This window comes from Mycobacterium helveticum (assembly GCF_007714205.1).
GTDB classification, from domain to species: domain Bacteria; phylum Actinomycetota; class Actinomycetes; order Mycobacteriales; family Mycobacteriaceae; genus Mycobacterium; species Mycobacterium helveticum.
The window spans coordinates 23,133-39,369 of sequence record NZ_VMQU01000015.1; the positions used below are offsets into that span (position 1 = coordinate 23,133).

15 protein-coding genes are annotated in these 16,237 nt (G+C 71.3%); 3 read left to right on the forward strand and 12 right to left on the reverse strand.

The features are described from left to right. Positions 1 to 33: 33 nt before the first annotated feature. The 4 genes from FPZ47_RS05610 to FPZ47_RS05625 are packed head-to-tail and all read right to left on the reverse strand — an operon-like array spanning position 34 to position 5,010. Positions 34 to 2,433 carry an aerobic carbon-monoxide dehydrogenase large subunit gene (locus FPZ47_RS05610; protein ID WP_144950434.1) on the reverse strand — a complete coding sequence of 800 codons (2,400 nt, stop codon included), beginning with the start codon at positions 2,431 to 2,433 and terminating at the stop codon, positions 34 to 36. After that, on the reverse strand, positions 2,430 to 2,927 hold the full coding sequence (locus tag FPZ47_RS05615) for a (2Fe-2S)-binding protein (RefSeq protein WP_144950431.1): 498 nt from the start codon (positions 2,925 to 2,927) through the stop codon (positions 2,430 to 2,432). The genes FPZ47_RS05610 and FPZ47_RS05615 overlap by 4 nt, the downstream gene beginning before the upstream one ends. A 2-nt stretch (positions 2,928 to 2,929) precedes the next feature. Then, positions 2,930 to 3,811 carry an FAD binding domain-containing protein gene (locus FPZ47_RS05620; RefSeq protein WP_144950429.1) on the reverse strand — a complete coding sequence of 294 codons (882 nt, stop codon included), beginning with the start codon at positions 3,809 to 3,811 and terminating at the stop codon, positions 2,930 to 2,932. 32 nt (positions 3,812 to 3,843) lie between these two features. Further along, positions 3,844 to 5,010: an XdhC family protein gene (locus FPZ47_RS05625; RefSeq protein ID WP_168209370.1), complete on the reverse strand. Its 1,167-nt coding sequence runs from the start codon at positions 5,008 to 5,010 to the stop codon at positions 3,844 to 3,846. A gap of 24 nt (positions 5,011 to 5,034) precedes the next feature. On the opposite strand from FPZ47_RS05625, the gene FPZ47_RS05630 reads away from it, so the two are divergent. Further along, positions 5,035 to 5,994: a LysR family transcriptional regulator gene (locus FPZ47_RS05630; RefSeq protein WP_144950427.1), complete on the forward strand. Its 960-nt coding sequence runs from the start codon at positions 5,035 to 5,037 to the stop codon at positions 5,992 to 5,994. Between the two features lie 16 nt (positions 5,995 to 6,010). Here FPZ47_RS05630 and FPZ47_RS05635 read toward each other — a convergent pair whose 3' ends face one another. The 6 genes from FPZ47_RS05635 to clpB form a co-directional block, all read right to left on the reverse strand. Next, the gene (locus tag FPZ47_RS05635) at positions 6,011 to 6,655 is read right to left on the reverse strand and encodes a TrmH family RNA methyltransferase (RefSeq protein WP_144950425.1); all 645 of its coding nucleotides are present in this window, start codon (positions 6,653 to 6,655) and stop codon (positions 6,011 to 6,013) included. Continuing rightward, positions 6,652 to 7,572 (reverse strand): hypothetical protein, encoded by a 921-nt coding sequence (locus FPZ47_RS05640; protein WP_144950423.1) that lies wholly within the window; start codon positions 7,570 to 7,572, stop codon positions 6,652 to 6,654. The genes FPZ47_RS05635 and FPZ47_RS05640 overlap by 4 nt, the downstream gene beginning before the upstream one ends. Positions 7,573 to 7,575: 3 nt before the next feature. Next, positions 7,576 to 8,127 (reverse strand): orotate phosphoribosyltransferase, encoded by a 552-nt coding sequence (pyrE, locus tag FPZ47_RS05645; RefSeq protein WP_144950421.1) that lies wholly within the window; start codon positions 8,125 to 8,127, stop codon positions 7,576 to 7,578. Continuing rightward, complete coding sequence (locus FPZ47_RS05650) at positions 8,114 to 8,887, reverse strand: SDR family NAD(P)-dependent oxidoreductase (RefSeq protein WP_144950412.1); 774 nt, start codon at positions 8,885 to 8,887, stop codon at positions 8,114 to 8,116. The genes pyrE and FPZ47_RS05650 overlap by 14 nt, the downstream gene beginning before the upstream one ends. Before the next feature lie 52 nt (positions 8,888 to 8,939). Further along, positions 8,940 to 9,809, reverse strand: coding sequence for a trehalose monomycolate transport factor TtfA (ttfA, locus tag FPZ47_RS05655; protein ID WP_144950410.1), 870 nt, complete (start codon positions 9,807 to 9,809; stop codon positions 8,940 to 8,942). A gap of 93 nt (positions 9,810 to 9,902) precedes the next feature. After that, complete coding sequence (clpB, locus tag FPZ47_RS05660; RefSeq protein WP_144950408.1) at positions 9,903 to 12,449, reverse strand: ATP-dependent chaperone ClpB; 2,547 nt, start codon at positions 12,447 to 12,449, stop codon at positions 9,903 to 9,905. A gap of 134 nt (positions 12,450 to 12,583) precedes the next feature. Between clpB and FPZ47_RS05665 the strand changes: the two genes are divergently transcribed. Beyond that, the gene (locus FPZ47_RS05665) at positions 12,584 to 13,750 is read left to right on the forward strand and encodes an FAD-binding oxidoreductase (RefSeq protein WP_144950406.1); all 1,167 of its coding nucleotides are present in this window, start codon (positions 12,584 to 12,586) and stop codon (positions 13,748 to 13,750) included. 21 nt (positions 13,751 to 13,771) lie between these two features. Further along, a complete protein-coding gene (locus FPZ47_RS05670; RefSeq protein WP_144950405.1) occupies positions 13,772 to 14,662 on the forward strand; it encodes an aldose 1-epimerase in 891 nt (296 codons plus the stop codon). On the opposite strand, the gene FPZ47_RS05675 is transcribed toward FPZ47_RS05670, so the two are convergent. Further along, on the reverse strand, positions 14,659 to 15,057 hold the full coding sequence (locus FPZ47_RS05675) for a heat shock protein transcriptional repressor HspR (protein ID WP_168209371.1): 399 nt from the start codon (positions 15,055 to 15,057) through the stop codon (positions 14,659 to 14,661). The two genes, FPZ47_RS05670 and FPZ47_RS05675, sit on opposite strands and share 4 nt — an antisense overlap. After that, the gene (dnaJ, locus tag FPZ47_RS05680) at positions 15,057 to 16,235 is read right to left on the reverse strand and encodes a molecular chaperone DnaJ (protein WP_144950403.1); all 1,179 of its coding nucleotides are present in this window, start codon (positions 16,233 to 16,235) and stop codon (positions 15,057 to 15,059) included. The genes FPZ47_RS05675 and dnaJ overlap by 1 nt, the downstream gene beginning before the upstream one ends. Positions 16,236 to 16,237: the final 2 nt, after the last annotated feature.

The window sequence follows — 16,237 nt, forward strand, 5'->3', positions numbered from 1 at the left end:
GCTCGTTCCTCGCTCTGCATCGTCGCCGCGCAGCTAGATCGGCGGCCTCGCTCTGCCCTGCATGGCCTCCCACACCCGCGACGGCGTCAACGGCATGTCGGCGTGGCGAACCCCGAACGGCGCCAACGCATCCACCACCGCGTTCACCACGGCGGGCGGCGACCCGACGGTGGCCGACTCGCCGATCCCCTTCGCGCCGATCGGGTGGTGCGGCGACGGCGTCACGGTGTGCCCGGTCTCCAGGTGCGGCACCTCCATGGCGGTCGGGATCAGGTAGTCCATCAGCGAGCCGCCCATGCAGTTGCCGTCGTCGTCGAAGGCGATCCACTCCATCAGCGCCATCCCGATGCCGTCGACGACACCGCCGTGCACCTGCCCCTCGATGATCATCGGGTTGATCCGGGTGCCGCAGTCGTCGACCGCCAGGAAGCGCCGCACCTTGACCACGGCGGTGCCCGGATCGACGTCCACCACGCAGAAGTACGCGCCGTAGGGATAGGTCAGATTCGAAGGGTTATAACACACTTCGGCGTCCAGGCCGCCCTCGATACCCTCGGGCAGGTCGCCGGCCCCGTGCGCACGCATGGCGATGTCGGCGATGGTCACCGCGGCCGAGGGGTCGCCCTTGACGTGGAATTTACCCTTCTCCCACTCCAGGTCGGCGACCGAGACCTCGAGCATGCCCGAGGCGATGATCTTCGCCTTGTCGCGGACCTTGCGGGCCACCATCGCCGCGGCCGCACCCGAGACCGGCGTCGAGCGGCTGCCGTAGGTGCCCAGGCCGAACGGGGTCTGGTCGGTGTCGCCGTGCACCACATCGATGTCGTCGGGCGGGATGCCCAGTTCCTCGGCGACGATCTGGGCGAACGTCGTCTCGTGCCCCTGCCCCTGGGTCTGGACCGACAGCCGCACCACGGCCTTGCCCGTCGGGTGCACGCGCAGCTCGCAGCCGTCGGCCATGCCCAGGCCCAGGATGTCCATGTCCTTGCGCGGGCCGGCGCCGACGGCCTCGGTGAAGAACGACATCCCGATGCCCATGAGCTCGCCGCGGGCCCGCTTGTCCTTCTGCTCGGCGCGCAGCGCGTCGTATCCGACCATGTCCATGGCCTTGCGCAGCGTGGTCTCGTAGTCGCCCGAGTCGTACACCCAGCCGGTCTTGGTGGTGTAGGGGAACTGGTCGGGGCGCAACAGATTTCGCAGCCGCAGCTCGGCGGGGTCCATCTTGAGCTCGTAGGCCAGGCAGTCCACCAGCCGCTCCACCAGGTACACCGCCTCGGTGATCCGGAAGGAGCACGCGTAGGCCACCCCGCCGGGCGCCTTGTTGGTGTACACCCCGGTCACCCGGGAGTACGCGGCCTCCAGGTCGTAGCTGCCGGTGAACACCCCGTAGAAACCGGCCGGGTACTTCGTCGGGGCCGCCTGGCCGTTGAACGCGCCGTGGTCGGCCAGCACATTCGACCGCACCGCAAGGATTTTGCCGTCCCTGGTGGCCGCGATCTCGCCGACCATGATGTAGTCGCGCGCGAAACTGGTCGAGGTCAGGTTCTCGCTGCGGTCCTCCATCCACTTGACCGGCTTGCCCAGCACCAGCGAGGCCACGATCGCGCACACGTAGCCGGGATAGATCGGCACCTTGTTGCCGAAGCCGCCGCCGACGTCGGGGGAGATCACCCGGATCTTGTGTTCGGGCAGGCCGGCGACCAGCGCGTAGAGGGTGCGGTGCGCGTGCGGCGCCTGCGAGGTGGTCCACAACGTCAGCTTGCCGGTGACCGGGTCCATATCGGCCACCGCGCCGCAGGTTTCCATCGGTGCGGGATGCACGCGGGGGTAGACCATCTCCTGGGTGACGACGACGTCGGCGCCCGCGAACACCGCCTCGGTGGCCGCGGCGTCACCGGTCTCCCAGTCGAAGATGTGGTTGTCGGCCTTACCCTCGAGGTCGGTGCGGATCACCGGCGCGGACTCCTCGAGCGCGGTGCGGACGTCGACGACGGGGTCCAGCGGGTCATAGTCGACGTCGATGAGTTCCAGGGCGTCGCGGGCCGAATAGCGGTCCTCGGCAACGACGAACGCCACCTCCTGGCCCTGGAACCGCACCTTGTCGGTGGCCAGCACCGCCTGCACGTCGCCTGCCAGCGTCGGCATCCACGCCAGGCCCTTCTCGGCGAGGTCCGCACCCGTGACGACCGCCTTGACCTTCGGGTGGGCCAGCGCCGCGGACACGTCGACGCCGGCGATGCGCGCGTGGGCGTACGGCGAGCGCAGGATCGCCAGGTGCAGCATGCTCGGCAGCGCGACGTCGTCGACGTAGGTGCCGCGGCCGCGGATGAAGCGGGGATCCTCCTTGCGCAGCATCCGCCCGTAGCCGCACGGCTTCTGGTCGTTGTCGGCTTGATCTTCCGGTGCGGGAGGACGGGATTCGATCGTGGTCATGAGGTGGCCTGCGCAGTCTGGGATGCCGCGCCGTGCTTGGCGGCCCACTGGATGGAGCGCACGATCGTGGTGTAACCGGTGCACCGGCAGATCTGGCCGGAGATGGCCTCGCGGATGGTCGCCTCGTCGGGGTCCGGGTCGCGGTCGAGCAGGGCGCGGGCGGTGATCATCATGCCCGGTGTGCAGAAGCCGCACTGCAACCCGTGGCAGCGCATGAACCCCTCCTGCACGGGATCGAGCGGGCCGTTGACGCCGGGGCCCGCCAGTCCCTCGACGGTGCGCACGGCGTGCCCCGAGGCCATGACGGCCAGCATCGTGCACGACTTCACCGGCACGCCGTCGACGTCGACCACGCAGGTTCCGCAGTTGCTGGTGTCGCAGCCCCAGTGAGTGCCGGTGAGCCGCAGGTGATCCCGCAGGAAGTGCACGAGCAGCATCCGCGGCTCGACGTCGGCGTTCACCTGTTCGCCGTTGACGGTCATGTTCACCTGCATGGTCAGTCACTCCCTTGTTCGCCGACCCGCTGCGCGGCGAGGCGCAACGTGCGGATGGTCAACTCGGAGGCCAGGTGCCGCTTGTACTCGACGGTGCCGCGGATGTCGGTCACCGGTTCGCAGGCCTGCGCGGCGCGCCGGCCCGCCTCGGCGAAGGTCTCCTCGGTGGCCGGCCGGCCCGCCAGCGACGCACCGAGTTCGGCCAGGGCGTCGTGGTCGGGGTTGACCGCGGTCAGGCCGACGCGGGCGGTCGCTATCGTCGGGCCGTCGAGGGTGACGGCCGCCCCCGCCGCCGCGACCGCCCAGTCGCCCACTCGGCGTTCCACTTTCGAGTACGCGCTGGACGTCTTGTGCCGCAGCGGAATTCGCACCTCGACCAGTATCTCGTTGTGGGCCAGCGTGGTCTCGTACGGGCCGGCCAGGAACTCGTCGATCGGGATCTCGCGCTCGCCCGCCGGCCCGCGGGCCAGGCACACCGCGTCCAGCACCAGGCACACCGTCGAGAGGTCCTCGGCCGGATCGGCCTGGCACAGCGAGCCGCCCAGGGTGCCGCGGTTGCGGACCACCGGGTCGGCGATCACCCGTTCGGCGTCACCGAAGATCGGGCACACCGCGGCCAGGGTGTCGGACTCCAGCAGTTCGCGATGACGGGTCATGGCGCCGATGCGGACCAGCGTCGGGTCGGTGACCACGTAGCCGAGCTCGACGGCCAGGTCGTTGATGTCGATCAGGTATTCGGGGTTGGCGATCCGCAGTTTCATCATCGGCAGCAGGCTGTGCCCGCCGGCGACCACCCGCGCGCCCTCCCCCAACCGATCCAGCAGTCCGATGGCGTGGTCGACGCTCGTCGCGCGTTCGTATTCGAAGGGGCCGGGTACTTGCATGCGCCACAGTGTCGGCCCGCCCCGCGGGGGCGTCAATAGCGAGTTAAGGAATCCCTGAACTGGCCCTCGACCCGGGTGTCGTGGTGGATTCGCCCGGCGATCCGGCCCAGCGGCAGGCCCCCGCCGCCCCAGCGCCTGGCGATGATGTCCGCGGCGATCGAGACCGCGGTCTCCTCCGGGGTGCGCGCGCCGAGGTCCAGCCCGATGGGGCTGGCCAGCCGGCTCAGCTCGGTGTCGGTGAGCCCGACGGCCCGCAGCCGGTTCATCCGGTCGTCGTGGGTGCGGCGCGACCCCATCGCGCCGACATATCCGACGTCCAGGCGCAGCGCCACCTCGAGAACCGGGACGTCGAACTTCGGGTCGTGGGTGAGCACGCAGATCACCGTGTCGCGGTCGAGGGCGCCGGCCGCCGCCTGCGCGGCCAGGTACCGGTGCGGCCAGTCGACGACGACCTCGTCGGCCGAGGCGAACCGCGCCCGGGTGGCGAACACCGGGCGCGCGTCGCACACCGTGACCCGGTAGCCCAGGAACGCCCCCTGCCGTGCCAGGGCGGCGGCGAAGTCGATCGCGCCGAACACCAGCATCCGCGGCGGCGGGGCGTTGCTGGAGACGAAGACCTCCATGCCGTCGCCGAGGCGTTGCCCGTCGGGCCCGTACTCGAGGACCTCGCTGCGGCCCAGCGCCAGCAGGCCGCGGGCGTCGTCGGCGACGGCGGCGTCGGCGCGCGGCGAACCGAGGGAACCCGACACCGGTTCGTCGGGGTCGGGCCGCACCACCATCCGGCGGCCCACCCACGCCGCGTCCGGGTGGGCGACGACGGTCGCGACCGCCACGGGCCGCCCCGCGCCGATGTCGTCGGCGACCGACCCCAGTTCGGGAAACGTTGCCCGCGAGACCGACTCGATGAAGACATCGATGATGCCGCCGCAGGTCAGGCCGACCTCGAACGCGTCGTCGTCGCTGACCCCGTAGCGTTGCAGTCGCGGTGTCCCGGTCCGCGCGACCTCGGTGGCCAGCTCGTAGACCGCGCCCTCCACACAGCCGCCCGACACCGACCCGGTCGCCGACCCGTCGGGCGCCACCAGCATCGACGCGCCGGGCTGCCGCGGCGCCGACCTCAGCGTGCGCACGACGGTGCCCAGGCCCGCGGTCGCACCGGCGCTCCAGATCGCCATCAGCTGAGCAAGCACTTCCCGCACGGGTTCCAACGTAGGCTCATCCTCATGACTCCGGCTCAACTTCGGGCCTATTCGGCGGTGGTTCGGCTGGGATCGGTGCGGGCGGCCGCCGCGGAGCTCGGCGTTTCCGATGCCGGGATCTCGATGCATGTGGCCGCGCTGCGCAAGGAACTCGACGACCCGTTGTTCACCAGAACCGGTTCCGGGCTGGCGTTCACGCCGGGCGGGCTGCGGCTGGCCAGCCGCGCGGTCGAGATCCTGGGTCTGCAGCAGCAGACCGCCATCGAGGTCACCGAGGCCGCGCACGGGCGCCGGCTGCTGCGGATCGCGGCGTCGTCGGCGTTCGCCGAGCACGCCGCACCGGGCCTGATCGAGCTGTTCTCGTCGCGGGCCGACGACCTGTCGGTGGAGTTGAGCGTGCACCCGATGAGCCGGTTCCGCGAGCTGATCTGCTCGCGCGCGGTGGACATCGCGATCGGCCCGGCCAGTTCGATCGTTTCGGATGAGACGACCTTCGTGCGGCCCTTCCTGAAATATCAGGTCATCGCCGTCGTCGGGCCGAAAAGTCCTCTGGCCGTAGGCTTTCCAACGCCCTCCTCGCTGCGTGCACAGCAGTGGATGCTGGGGCCGTCGGCGGGCGGGGTGGACGGTGAGATCGCGGCGATGTTGCGCGCGTTGGAGATTCCGGAGTCCCAACAGCGGATCTTCCAGAGCGATGCCGCCGCGCTCGAGGAGGTGCAGCGGGTCGGCGGCGTGAGCCTGGCGATCGGGTTCGCGGTGGCCAAGGACCTGGCCGCCGGGCGTCTGGTGCACGTGAAAGGTCCCGGGCTGGACCGCTCGGGCCAGTGGTGTGCGGCGACGCTGGCACCGGCGGCCCGCCAGCCCGCGGTGTCGGAGCTGGTGCGCTTCATCACCACACCCCGGTGCACACAGGCCATGATCCGCGGCAGCGGCGTCGGGGTGACCCGGTTCCGGCCGAAGGTGCATGTGACGCTGTGGAGTTGAGTGTGCATCGATTCGACTACCAGGCGCGGGTCAGATCCGCGTGCTGCCGGATCCAGGCGTGCATCGCGATCCCGGCGGCCACCCCGGCGTTGACGCTGCGCGTCGAGCCGAACTGGGCGATCGACACCGTGACGGCCGCACCCGCGCGCAGGTCGTCGGTGATGCCGGGGCCCTCCTGGCCGAACGCCAGCAGGCACTCCCGCGGCAGCGCGGCCTCTTCCAGGCGCACCGAGCCCGGGACGTTGTCCACCGCGACGACGGTCAGCCCGGCACCCGTCGCGAACTCCAGCAGCCCGGCGGTGCTGTCGTGATGGCACAACCGTTGATAGCGGTCGGTCACCATGGCGCCGCGGCGATTCCAGCGCCGCCGCCCCACGATGTGCACGGTGTGCACCGCGAAGGCGTTGGCGGTGCGCACCACCGAGCCGATATTGGCGTCATGGCCGAAGTTCTCGATCGCCACGTGCAACGGGTGGCGGCGCCGGTCGATGTCGGCGATGATCGCCTCCCGCGTCCAGTACCGGTAGGCGTCGACGACGTTGCGGGTGTCGCCGTCGCGCAACAGGATCGGATCGTAGCGGAGGTCGTCGGGCAGCTCACCCGGCCAGGGCCCGACGCCGGCGGCCGGTGTCCCCCACTCGGTGGGCCCGGGGTCGTTCATCGCTGCGTCCACACGCCGGCATGCGTGCCGTCGATCGCGACGGTCGCGTAGAGCAGCGCCTCGTTGATCTCGCCCTGCGTGCACAGCGACGCGTCGACGTGCACCGCGTCCAGCGACGCGTCGGGCAGGATCAGCACCGACGAACCGTAGGCCGAGCAGGCCGGATTCAGCCCCGGGGCGGGCAGGGTCGGCGAGACGAGCAGCATCATCGGGCCGCCGCGCCTGGCGGAGTCGTCGCGATAGCGGTCCGCGAGGGCGTCGGCCTGCAGCCCCAGCAGCATGTAGCCGTTGCCGGTGAACGCGGCCGGCTCACCGAGCTGCGCCCGGGTCACCGGGGTGCCGTCGGCGCGCCAGGCCGACAGGCTGATCGTCTTGACGACCAGGCCGGTGTCGTTGGCGTTGGTCGGCATCAGCCCCACGGGGAAAGCGGCCGGGTAGGCCGCCGACGTCTTGGGGATGCGGTCGCGCGGCGAGTACGCGTACACGCCGCGGACCTGGCTCCGATCCTTCAGCGGCCCAAGACAAACCGTGCCGGTGAGCCGGTCGGGGGGCGCCGACAGCGGCGAGGGGACCTGACGCCCGCTGCTCACCGCGCTGTCGCAGCTGCCCAGCGCGGTGGCTTCCAACGGGTGCGCCGGCGCCCCGTAGAGCCCGAAGCGGACGTCCCCGGGTTGGGCGTGCGGGCCCGTGGGCGACGCGACACTGGCGTCGACGTCGATCAGCACGTAGTCCTGCGACCAGCGTAGATTCGACACCCCGATGTTCCAGCCCAGCAGCGCCAGCGACTCGCCGAGCCGCGCCCCCCGGGCGCCGTAGGGGCTCACGGGATGGTTCGAACCCGAGCAGCCGGCCAGGCAGGAGGCGATGACGAGGAAAACGCTCGCGGCGCGCTTCGGCGGCCCGAATCTACCGCGCATCAGTCACGTTGCTGCCTGGCCCAGCCCCAGATCGGCAAGGCCCAGCACGCTGCGGTACGGCAGCCCCGCGGCCCGGATGGCCTCGGCGGCGCCGGTGGCGCGGTCCACCACGGTCGCGACGCCGACCACCACGCCGCCGGCCTCCTGGACGGCATGCACCGCCGTCAGCGCCGAGTTTCCTGTGGTGCTGGTGTCCTCCACCACCAGAGCGCGTCGGCCGGCGACTTCCGACCCTTCGACAAGCCGTTGCATCCCATGGGTTTTCGTCGACTTTCGGACCACGAACGCGTCGATCGGACGCCCGGGCGCATGCATGACGGCCGTCGCCACCGGGTCGGCGCCCAGGGTCAGGCCGCCGACCACCGCGTAGTCCCAGTCGCTGGTGAGCTGCCGGACCAGGACGCCGATCAACGCGGCGGCCCGGTGGTGCAACGTGGCGCGGCGCAGGTCGACGTAGTAGTCGGCCTGCTTGCCCGACGACAGCGTGACCCGGCCGTGCACCACCGACAGCCGCCGGACCAGCTCGGCCAGCTCCGCGCGGCTAGCTTCGTCCACGGGCGCCCCCGACTCGACCGGCCGCCGCGCGCGCCAGGTTCCGCGGAATCATCCGCCCCGCCGTCACGAGCGCCTTGTACTGCAGGCCCGGAACGCTGACCACCTTGCCGGCGGAGATGTCGGCGAGGCTCTTGCCGACCACGTCGTCGACCTCGAGCCACAGGAACGACGGCAGCCTGGCCATGTCGATTCCCGCCCGCTGGTGGAACTCGGTGTGCACGAACCCCGGGCACACGGCGTGCACGCCCACGCCGGTGCCCCGCAAGCCACCGGCCAGGCCCTCGCTGAACGACACCACCCACGCCTTGGACGCCGAATAGGTCGACCCCCGCCCCGACAGGAGCCCCGCCACGCTGGCCACGTTGATGACGGTGCCCGCACCGGCGGCGAGCATGGCCGGCAGCGCGGCCCGGGTCAGCTGCATCACCGCGGTCACGTTGACGTCCAACTGTGCCTGCAGCAGCGTGGGATCGGTCGCCCAGAACTCGCCGGACGTGCCAAATCCGGCGTTGTTCACCAACACTCGCACTCCCCCGGCAAGCCGGCCGACGACCTCGTCGCGGTCGGCCGCCTCGGCCAGGTCGGCGGGCAGAATGTCGACGCTGCCCGCCGCGCCCCTCAGGTCCTCCGCGAGCCCGGTCAGCCGGTCGACGTCGCGGGCGACCAGGACCAGGTCGTAGCCGTCGGCGGCGTAGCGGCGGGCGTACCCGGCGCCGATCCCGGAGGTGGGCCCGGTGATCAGGGCTACGGGACGGGGCATGAGCGCCATCATAGTGACGGGCCGGGACCGGCCCGGCACCCGTCGGGCGCGGTCAGCGCTGGTAGTTGGGGGCCTCGCGGCCGTTGACCGGTGGCGGCGGGCGGCGCACGCCGTCGGCGTGACCCTCGGTGCGGCCCTCGGTGCGGCCCTGCTCGCGGTGCACGGGCTCCGCGTCGCGCCGGCCCGCCTCGCCGATCAGGCCGGCCACGTCGTGCTGCGCGCGCCGGGGCGGCAGTTCCCCGCGGCCGGCCGGCATCAGCGGGCGGCTCGGCGAGGCGCTGCGCGGGCCCCCCGACTCCTGGGAGGCCTCCTGCGGCAGCGGCGGCAACACCCGCAGCAAGTCGTTGAACTGACGCACGGTGCGCAGGCCCTCGTCCCACTCCACGCGGGTGCTGGCGATCGGCATGGCGACCAGCGTCCAGTTCTGCTCGTTCCACATGATCTCGGCGCAGTCGGGCGCGGTGTGCGCGAAGGTGACCATGCGCCGGTCGCAAGCCCGCCGGGCCGCGTCCAGGTTCGTCGAGTAGACCATCCGCGGACCGATCGCGCCGAGCAGCCAGATGTCGTTCTCCCGCGGCTCTTTGAGCCCCTTGAGCCGCAGGTCCACCACGACGTTGGTCCCCACCTTGCGGTGCAGCGCGATCACCGTGGCCACCTCTTCGAGGTCGAAGATGTAGACGGCCTCGCCGCGGATCTGCCCCAGGACGACATTGTGGGCGGCGACATCCCCCACCGTCGAAATCACCCCGCGCTTCCAGCGCTGGAGGATCTCGGTCGATTCAGGCTCGTAGTCGAACCCGTGCGACCGCGCCCACGACTTGCGGCGCCGGCTGCGGCCGCGACGCCGATCGATGTCGACGTACAGCAACACGCCCGCGCCGACGAAGCACAGGGCGGACAGCGTGAACCAGAGGGGGACCATCCCCAGTAGGGTATCCGTTCTTGGCCCGGAGTGGAGAAACCGAGCAGGTCACAACCGAGCATCAGGCGCGTGACGGGGCGGTTGGCCGCGGTGCTAGCCGAGGATCAGCGAATCCCCGTCGGGACCGACGTTGACGGGGACGGTGTCCCCGTCGTGGACGTCGCCGGCCAGCAGCAGCTTGGCCAGCTGGTCGCCGATGGCCTGCTGCACCAGCCGACGCAACGGCCGGGCGCCGTAGACCGGGTCGAACCCGCGCTGGGCCAACCACTTCTTGGCGGCATCGGACACCTCCAGCTGCAGCCGGCGCTGCGCCAGCCGCTTCTGCAGCTGCGCCAACTGGATGTCGACGATCGACACCAGCTCACCGGGCTCGAGGCCGTGGAACACGATGACGTCGTCGAGGCGGTTGATGAACTCCGGCTTGAACGCCGAGCGCACCGCGGCCATCACCTGCTCCTCGCTGCCGCCCGACCCGAGGTTGGACGTCAGGATCAGGATGGTGTTGCGGAAGTCGACGGTGCGGCCCTGCCCGTCGGTGAGCCGGCCCTCGTCGAGCACCTGCAGCAGCACGTCGAACACGTCCGGGTGGGCCTTCTCGATCTCGTCGAACAGGATCACCGTGTACGGACGCCGCCGCACCGCCTCGGTCAGCTGACCGCCCTGGTCGTAGCCGACGTAGCCCGGAGGGGCGCCGACCAGGCGGGCCACCGAGTGCTTCTCTCCGTACTCGCTCATGTCGATGCGGACCATCGCGCGTTCGTCGTCGAAGAGGAACTCCGCCAGCGCCTTGGCCAGCTCGGTCTTGCCGACACCGGTCGGGCCGAGGAACATGAACGAGCCGGTCGGCCGGTTCGGGTCGGCGACACCGGCCCGGCTGCGCCGCACGGCATCCGACACCGCGGTAACCGCTTTGCGCTGCCCGATGACGCGCTTGCCCAGCTCGTCCTCCATGCGCAGCAGCTTGGCGGTCTCGCCCTCGAGCATGCGCCCGGCGGGGATGCCGGTCCACGCCGACACCACCTCGGCGATGTCGTCGGGCCCGACCTCCTCCTTGAGCATCACGTTCTCGCGGGCCTCGGCGTGCGGCAGCGCGGCGTCGAGCTTCTTCTCCACCTCGGGGATGCGGCCGTACCGCAGCTCGGCGGCCTTGGCCAGGTCGCCGTCGCGCTCGGCGCGCTCGGACTCCCCGCGCAGCGTCTCCAGCTGCTCCTTGAGGTCGCGGACGACGTCGATCGCGCTCTTCTCGTTCTGCCAGCGGGTGGTCAGCTCGGCGAGCTTCTCCTTCTGGTCGGCCAGCTCGGAGCGCAGCTTCTCCAGCCGCTCCTTGGACGCCTCGTCCTCCTCCTTGGCCAGCGCCATCTCCTCGATCTCGAGCCGGCGCACCAACCGCTCGACCTCGTCGATCTCGACGGGCCGCGAGTCGATCTCCATCTTCAGGCGCGACGCGGCCTCGTCGACGAGGTCGATGGCCTTGTCCGGCAGGAAGCGGGCCGTGATGTAGCGGTCGGACAGCGTCGCCGCGGCCACCAGGGCCGAGTCGGTGATGCGCACGCCGTGATGCACCTCGTAGCGGTCCTTCAGGCCGCGCAGGATGCCGACGGTGTCCTCCACCGACGGCTCCCCGACCAGCACCTGCTGGAAGCGGCGCTCCAGCGCGGCGTCCTTCTCGATGTACTTGCGGTACTCGTCGAGCGTGGTGGCCCCGACCAGGCGCAGCTCGCCGCGGGCCAGCATCGGCTTGATCATGTTGCCGGCGTCCATCGCGCCCTCGCCGGTCGCGCCGGCGCCGACGATGGTGTGCAGTTCGTCGATGAACGTGATGATCTGACCGGCGGAGTTCTTGATGTCGTCGAGCACCGCCTTGAGCCGCTCCTCGAACTCGCCGCGGTACTTGGCGCCGGCCACCATCGAGCCCATGTCCAGGGAGACGACGGTCTTGTCGCGCAGGCTTTCCGGCACGTCGCCGGCCACGATGCGCTGGGCGAGGCCCTCCACGATCGCGGTCTTGCCGACGCCGGGCTCGCCGATCAGCACCGGGTTGTTCTTGGTGCGGCGGCTCAGCACCTGCACGACGCGACGGATCTCGTTGTCGCGCCCGATGACCGGGTCGAGCTTGCCCTCCCGGGCGCGGGCCGTCAGGTCGGTGGAGTACTTCTCCAGCGCCTGATAGGTGGCCTCGGGCTCGGGGCTGGTGACCCGCGCGCTGCCGCGCACCTTGACGAACGCCTCCCGCAGCGCCTGCGGTGAGGCACCGTGTCCGGTCAGCAGCTTGGCGACGTCGGAGTCGCCGGTGGCCAGGCCGACCATCAGATGCTCGGTGGAGACGTACTCGTCGTCCATCTCGGTGGCCAGGTGCTGGGCGGTGGTGATGGCCGTCAGCGATTCGCGCGACAGCTGCGGCTGCGCGCTGGCGCCGCTGGCCTGCGGTAGCCGCTCCAGCAGGTGCTGGGCCTCGGTGCGGATGGTCGCCGGCTCGACGCCGACCGCCTCCAGCAGCGGCGCGGCGATCCCGTCGTTCTGCGTCAGCAGGGCCATCAGCAGGTGGGCGGGCCGGATCTCGGGGTTACCGGCGGACGAGGCCGCCTGAAGCGCCGAGGTCAGTGCCGCCTGGGTCTTGGTCGTCGGGTTGAAAGAGTCCACGACGCCTCCGTTCGGGTCGGGTTATGGGTGAAAATGCTTGTCGCGTTGTCTAACGCCGTCAAGGTTGAGTCTGTTCCGCTCAAGAATAAATCGCTCGACTTCGCTGGCGGTGCGCGCGCCTAGAATTTCGGTCCGTGAGCCTGGAGGACGCCGCGGCGTTGCGGGTTTTGCGCGACGCCGTCGCGCAGGACCCGCTCGTTCACCGCTTCTACACGCGCTGGTTCGCCCTCGACGCCTCGGTGCGCGACCTGTTCCCGGCCGAGATGGCCGGCCAGCGGGCGGCTTTCGCCCAGGCGCTGCGCTGGGTGTACGGCGAGCTGGTCGAGCAACGCGCCGCGGAGCCGGTCGCCTTCCTCGCCCAACTGGGCCGCGACCACCGCAAGTACGGCGTGCTGCCGGCCCATTACGGCACCCTGCGCCGCGCGTTGCACGCCGCGCTGCGCGACCACCTGGGCCAGCCGGGCCCGGCGGCCTGGACCGCCGCCGTCGACGCGGCCGCCACCGCGTCGCTCAACCTGATCACCGGGGTGATGAGCGGTGCCGCCGACGCCGAGGAGGGACCCGCCTGGTGGGACGGCACGGTCGTCGAGCACATCCGGGCCTCCCGCGATCTGGCGGTGGTGCGGCTGCGGCTGGACCGCCCGATGGACTACCACCCCGGCCAGTACCTCACCGCCCAGGTCCCGCAGTGCCCACGCCGCTGGCGCTACCTGAGCCCGGCCATTCCGGCCGACCCGGACGGCCTGATCGAGTTTCACGTCCGGGTGGTCCCCGGCGGCCTGGTCAGCACCGCCGTCGTCGCAGAAACCCGACCCGGCGACCGGTGGCGGTTGTCGAGCCCGCACGGCGGGCTGCACGTCGACCGGGACGGCGGCGACGTGCTGATGGTGGCCGGCAGCACCGGCCTGGCGCCGCTGCGCGCGCTGATCCTGGACCTCGCCCGCCACGCGGTGAACCCGCGCGTACACCTGTTCTTCGGGGCCCGCTACCGCTGCGAGCTCTACGACCTGCCCACGCTGTGGCAGGTGGCGGCGCACAATCCGTGGCTGTCGGTGTCGCCGGTGTCGGAGTACGGCGCCGACCCGTCCTGGGCCGCCGACTATCCCGACTGCACCCCGCCGCGCGGGCTGCACGTGCACCAGACGGGCCGGCTGCCCGACGTGGTGACCAGATACGGTGGTTGGGGCGACCGGCAGATCCTGATCTGCGGCGGCCCCGACATGGTCCGGGCCACCAGGGCCGCCCTGATCGCCAAAGGCGCTCCGCCGGAACGCATCCAGCACGACCCGCTGTCCGGGTGAGCCGAGGTACCGAGGTAGGGCATGCACATCGTCACACTGCGCGACCCGTCCTCGCCGGTCGCCGCCCGGTTCGTGCCGGAGGCCGGGATGATCGGCATGTCCCTGACCGACGACGGGGTGGAACTGCTCGGCCAGCGTCGCGGCCTGGACGCCTACGTCGAGGCCGGCAAGACGATGGGCATCCCCATCCTGTACCCGTGGGCGAACCGGTTGGGCGGCGACACCTACACCGCGGCGGGCGTGACGGTGCGGCTGACGCCGGGCGAGAACGGTGTGCGCGCCGACCCCCACGGGCTGCCCATCCACGGCACCATGGCCGCCTATCCGGGCTGGCGGGTGACGGCGGAAACGGGCAACGAGCTGAGTGCCGAGGTCGACTTCGGCGCCGACCCGCGGCTGCTGGCCGGGTTCCCGTATCCGCACGTGCTCACGGTGTCGGCGCGGCTGGCCGAGCGCACGCTGACGGTGAGCACCACGGTCACCGCGACCGGCGACACGGCGGTGCCGCTGTGCTTCGGCTTCCACCCCTACCTGCATCTGCCCGGGGTGGCGCGCAGCGAGTGGATGATCGAGACACCGCCGCTGCGGCACCTCGGCCTCGACGGGCAGGGGCTGCCCACCGGCGCGTCCCGCACGCAACCTGCGATGCACGAACCGTTGGGCGACAAGGCTTTTGACGACGCCTACGACCAGGTTCCGGACGGCGCCGTCTTCGCGGTGTCCGGCGGGGGACGGCGGCTGGAAGTCCACTTCGAGCGGGGATACCCGGTGACCCAGATCTTCGCGCCGCCCGGCGAAGACGTGGTGTGCTTCGAGCCGATGACCGCACCGACCGACGCGCTGCGCCGCGGCGGTTACCGGTGCGCGCAACCGGGCGAGCCCGGGCACGCCCGGTTCTCGATCCGCGTCTAGCGGCTGCCGGTTTTGCGGGGCCGCCAGACCACCAGCGCCGTGCTCTTGGGCAGCACCGCGAGATCGCGGCGCTGGTTGGCACGCGACGCCATCAGCTCGTCGGTCAACTCCCTCACCCGCGCCTGCAGCGCCTCGACCTGGTTGGTCAGCTCGATGATGCGCTTGATGCCGGCGAGGTTGACGCCCTCGTCCTGGGAGAGCCGCTGCACCTCGCGCAGCAGGTCGACGTCGTGCTCCGAATAACGGCGTCCCCCACCGGAAGTGCGGCGCGGGCGGACCAGCCCGAGCCGGTCGTAGGTGCGCAGGGTCTGCGCGTGCATGCCGGCCAGCTCGGCGGCCACCGAGATCAGGAACGTCCGCGACTCCCGCTCGGGGTTCCTCGAACTCGCGGCCATCAGCGGTTCCCCGCCCATCCGGCCCGCGGGTTGAAGCCGCTGGAGCGCTCGGCGGCCGCGTAGGCCTCCAGCGCGTCGGCGGCGTCGCCCTCCAGGTTCGGCGGCACGGCCACCTTCACGGTGACGAGCAGGTCCCCGGTGCCGCCGCCGCGCTTGGGCACGCCCCGGCCACGCACCCGCAGGATGCGACCGTCGGCCGTGCCCTTGGGCACCCGCACACCGACCTTGCCGTCCAGTGTGGGCACCGAAATCGTTGAGCCCAAAGCTAATTCGGCGAAGCTGACCGGGACGGTCACCGTCAGGTCGTCGCCGTCGCGGCCGAAGACCTTGTCCGGGCGCACATGCACCGTGACGTACAGGTCCCCCGAGGGGGCACCGCGCAGCCCGGCCTCGCCCTGCCCGGGCAACCGGATCCGCTGGCCGTCCTCGACCCCGGGCGGGATCCGCACGTTGATGGTGCGGGCGCGGGTGGTGACCCCGGTGCCCTTGCACTCGTCGCAGGGGTGCTCGATGATCGTGCCGCTGCCCCGGCAGTCGGTGCAGGGTTCGGAGAAACCGAACGCGCCCTGGTTGCGGTTGATCACGCCGGACCCGTTGCAGGACGGGCACACCTTCGGGCTGGTGCCCGGCCGCGCGCCGCTGCCGTGGCAGTTGGTGCACGGCGCCGGGCTGGTCAGCCGCAGCGGCATCGCGACGCCCTTGGCGGCCTCGACGAAGTCCAGCTCCGTCTCGGTCTCCAGGTCGTTGCCGCGCCGCGGCCGGCTGGGCCGGGCACCGGCGCCCCGCCCGAACAGGCCGCCGAACAGGTCGCCGATGGTGGCGCCGCCGCTGCGGCCCGCGGCGTCGAACAGGTCGTTCAGGTTGAACTCGACACCGTCACCGCCCGCGCCGAAGCCGCCGAAGTCGCCGGCATCGAACCTGCGCCCGCCGAACCCGCCGCCGGCGAACAGCCGCCGCGTCTCGTCGTACTCCTTGCGCTTGGCAGGGTCCGACAACACGTTGTGGGCCTCCGACACCGTCTTGAAACGTTCACCGGCGGCGGGGTTGTCGGGATTCGCGTCCGGGTGCAGGTCGCGCGCCAGCTTGCGGTAGGCGCGTTTGATCTCTTCGGGACTGGCATCAGAGGAGACGCCGAGCTCCTTGTAGAAGTCCTTTTCGACCCACTCACGCTGGGCCATGC

What these genes read in the sequence shown, in the direction of transcription:
- FPZ47_RS05610 (WP_144950434.1), bottom strand. Translation starts at nt 2,433, where the DNA reads ATGACCACGATCGAATCCCGTCCTCCCGCACCGGAAGATCAAGCCGAC.
- FPZ47_RS05615 (WP_144950431.1), bottom strand. Translation starts at nt 2,927, where the DNA reads ATGCAGGTGAACATGACCGTCAACGGCGAACAGGTGAACGCCGACGTC.
- FPZ47_RS05620 (WP_144950429.1), bottom strand. Translation starts at nt 3,811, where the DNA reads ATGCAAGTACCCGGCCCCTTCGAATACGAACGCGCGACGAGCGTCGAC.
- FPZ47_RS05630 (WP_144950427.1), top strand. Translation starts at nt 5,035, where the DNA reads ATGACTCCGGCTCAACTTCGGGCCTATTCGGCGGTGGTTCGGCTGGGA.
- FPZ47_RS05635 (WP_144950425.1), bottom strand. Translation starts at nt 6,655, where the DNA reads ATGAACGACCCCGGGCCCACCGAGTGGGGGACACCGGCCGCCGGCGTC.
- FPZ47_RS05640 (WP_144950423.1), bottom strand. Translation starts at nt 7,572, where the DNA reads ATGCGCGGTAGATTCGGGCCGCCGAAGCGCGCCGCGAGCGTTTTCCTC.
- FPZ47_RS05650 (WP_144950412.1), bottom strand. Translation starts at nt 8,887, where the DNA reads ATGCCCCGTCCCGTAGCCCTGATCACCGGGCCCACCTCCGGGATCGGC.
- ttfA (WP_144950410.1), bottom strand. Translation starts at nt 9,809, where the DNA reads ATGGTCCCCCTCTGGTTCACGCTGTCCGCCCTGTGCTTCGTCGGCGCG.
- FPZ47_RS05670 (WP_144950405.1), top strand. Translation starts at nt 13,772, where the DNA reads ATGCACATCGTCACACTGCGCGACCCGTCCTCGCCGGTCGCCGCCCGG.
- FPZ47_RS05675 (WP_168209371.1), bottom strand. Translation starts at nt 15,057, where the DNA reads ATGGCCGCGAGTTCGAGGAACCCCGAGCGGGAGTCGCGGACGTTCCTG.
- dnaJ (WP_144950403.1), bottom strand. Translation starts at nt 16,235, where the DNA reads ATGGCCCAGCGTGAGTGGGTCGAAAAGGACTTCTACAAGGAGCTCGGC.